This window comes from Clostridium sp. DJ247 (genome assembly GCF_014231265.1).
This window is the reverse complement of sequence record NZ_JABAIW010000125.1, coordinates 1-2,490: the sequence shown is the minus strand read 5'-3', so window position 1 is coordinate 2,490 and position 2,490 is coordinate 1. Positions and strand designations below refer to the sequence as shown.

Annotated in this window: 2 protein-coding genes; both read left to right on the top strand. The window is 33.2% G+C overall.

Going from position 1 to position 2,490, the window contains the following annotated elements; genetic code table 11:
- On the top strand, positions 1–491 hold a 491-nt coding region (locus HGI79_RS22315), incomplete at its 5' end, for a 6-phosphofructokinase (protein WP_185652864.1).
- A gap of 39 nt (positions 492–530) precedes the next feature.
- Positions 531–2,285: a pyruvate kinase gene (pyk, locus tag HGI79_RS22310; RefSeq protein WP_185652863.1), complete on the top strand. Its 1,755-nt coding sequence runs from the start codon at positions 531–533 to the stop codon at positions 2,283–2,285.
- Positions 2,286–2,490 lie beyond the last annotated feature (205 nt).

The following is a 2,490-nucleotide window of genomic DNA, read 5'->3' as shown; positions in this document are numbered from 1 at the left end:
CAACATCACATGAAAGAGTAAGTATTGTTGAAGTAATGGGAAGAAACTGTGGTGACATAGCATTGTATACAGGACTTGCAGGTGGAGCAGAAAGTATAATTGTTCCTGAAAAAGGATATAATCAAGATGAACTATGTAGAACTATACTTGAAGGTAAATTAAGAGGTAAAATGCATAATTTAATAATATTAGCTGAAGGTATAGGCGGCGCAGATGAACTTGCTAAGAAAGTAGAAGAAACTACAGGAATTGAAACAAGAGCAACTAAGCTTGGTCACATTCAAAGAGGAGGAAGCCCAACTTGTATGGATAGAGTTTTAGCTTCAAGAATGGGATATAGAGCAGTTGAATTATTAGAAGAAGGAAAATCAGCTATGGTTGTTGGAATCAAGAATAATAAAATTTTTGAGCAAGATATAGACGAAGCTCTAGCGGTTCCAAGAGAATTTGATGAAAAGCTTTATGAAATAGCAAATGCTTTATCATATTAAAATATAATATAAAATTAATTAGACTAAGGAGAGTAATGTATGCAAAAAACTAAAATGATTTTTACAATTGGACCAGCAAGTGAATCAGAAGAGGTATTATCAAAACTAATTGAAGCTGGAATGAGCTGTTCAAGACACAATTTTTCTCATGGTGATCATGAAGAGCATGCTGGAAGAATTAACTTAGTAAAAAAATTAAGAGAAAAATGTAACAAACCAGTAGGAATAATACTTGATACAAAAGGACCTGAAATAAGAACAGGTTATTTCCCAGAAAAAGTAGAACTAGTTGAAGGAACTAAATTTACTATAGTCTGTGGAGAAGATGTAGATGGTGATGCTACAAAATGTAACTTTAGTTACCGTGAATTATATAAAGATGTTAAGCCAGGAAATACTATACTAATGGCAGATGCTTTAATTGCTCTTGAAGTTCAAGAAGTAGAAGGTACAAATATACACTGTATTGTTAAAAATAATGGTGTGATAGGTACTAAAAAGAATGTAAATGTTCCAAATGTAAAAACTAATCTTCCTGCATTTACAGAAAAAGATGTAGCAGATTTAAAATTTGGATGTGAAATAGGTGTTGATTACATAGCTGCATCTTTCATAAGAAAAGCAGCAGACGTTTTAGCTATGAGAAAGTTATTAGAAGAATTTGGCGGAAGCAATATTCAAATAATATCTAAAATAGAAAACCAAGAAGGCGTTGACAACATAGATGAAATAATCAAGTTTTCAGATGGTATAATGGTAGCTAGAGGAGACATGGGTTCAGAACTTCCAATAGAACTTGTACCGTTAACTCAAAAAATGATAATTGAAAAATGTAATAAGGCTGGCAAGTTTGTTGTTACAGCTACACAAATGTTAGACTCAATGGAAAGAAACCCAAGACCAACAAGAGCTGAAGCTTCAGATATAGCTAATGCAATATTAGATGGTACTGATGCTATAATGTTAAGTGGTGAGTCTGCAAATGGAAAATACCCAGTAGAAGCTGCACAAACAATGTCTAGAATAGCTCAAGCAGCTGAAACAACAGTAGATTATGAAGAAGTGTTAAATAAGAAGAGAGAAGGTCATATTTACAATGTAGCTAATGCTATCAGCTTAGCCACATGTACAACTGCGTCTGAATTAAATGCTTCAGCAATTATTACAGCTACACAAAGTGGTCATACTGCAAAAATGGTATCAAAATATAGACCAAAATGCCCAATAATAGCTGTAACACCAAGTGATGTAGTAGCTAGAAAATTAGCTTTAACTTCAGGAGTATTCCCACTTATAGCAGATAAAGCTCAATCAACTGATGAATTAATAGAAAAATCAGTAGAAAAAGCTCTTGAAACAGGATATGTTAACAAAGGTGATCTTGTAGTTATTGCTGCAGGTATACCAGTTGCATATTCAGGAGCAACAAATATGCTTAAAGTTCATGTAGTTGGAGATATACTTGTACAAGGTAGAGGTGCAGGTACTAAACCAGGATATGGAACAGTTAAGTTTGTAAACAGTGCAAAGGAAGCAGAAGAAATAGTTGAAAAAGGAGATATACTTGTTGTAAAACAATTAGATAGAGAGTATATTTCTGTTTTAGATAGAGTAGCAGGTGTTATAGCAGAAGAAGGCGGATTAACTTCACACCTTGCTATAGAATGTATAACAAGTGAAATACCTCTTATCTGTAATGCAGGTGGAGCAACTGAAGTACTAAAAACAGGTTCATTTGTAACTATGGATGTTGTAAGAGGAATTGTTTACAGCGGAAAAGCTAATATAATGTAATATGTTAAGGACTGCAAGTTTAAAACTAGCAGTCCTTAATTTTATTGACAATTATTTTTTCCAAGAGTAGAATGTGCTGTGTATAAACTATTTATAGGGTTTGAGGCTGAAAACTTAAATTATGCTCCGGGATATGTTACCAAACTTCAGCACGTTAAAAACTTTTAATCAGTCTAAAGTTCGTGTTTTTGAAAATCTAAGAAGC

What these genes read in the sequence shown, in the direction of transcription:
- pyk (WP_185652863.1), top strand. Translation starts at nt 531, where the DNA reads ATGCAAAAAACTAAAATGATTTTTACAATTGGACCAGCAAGTGAATCA.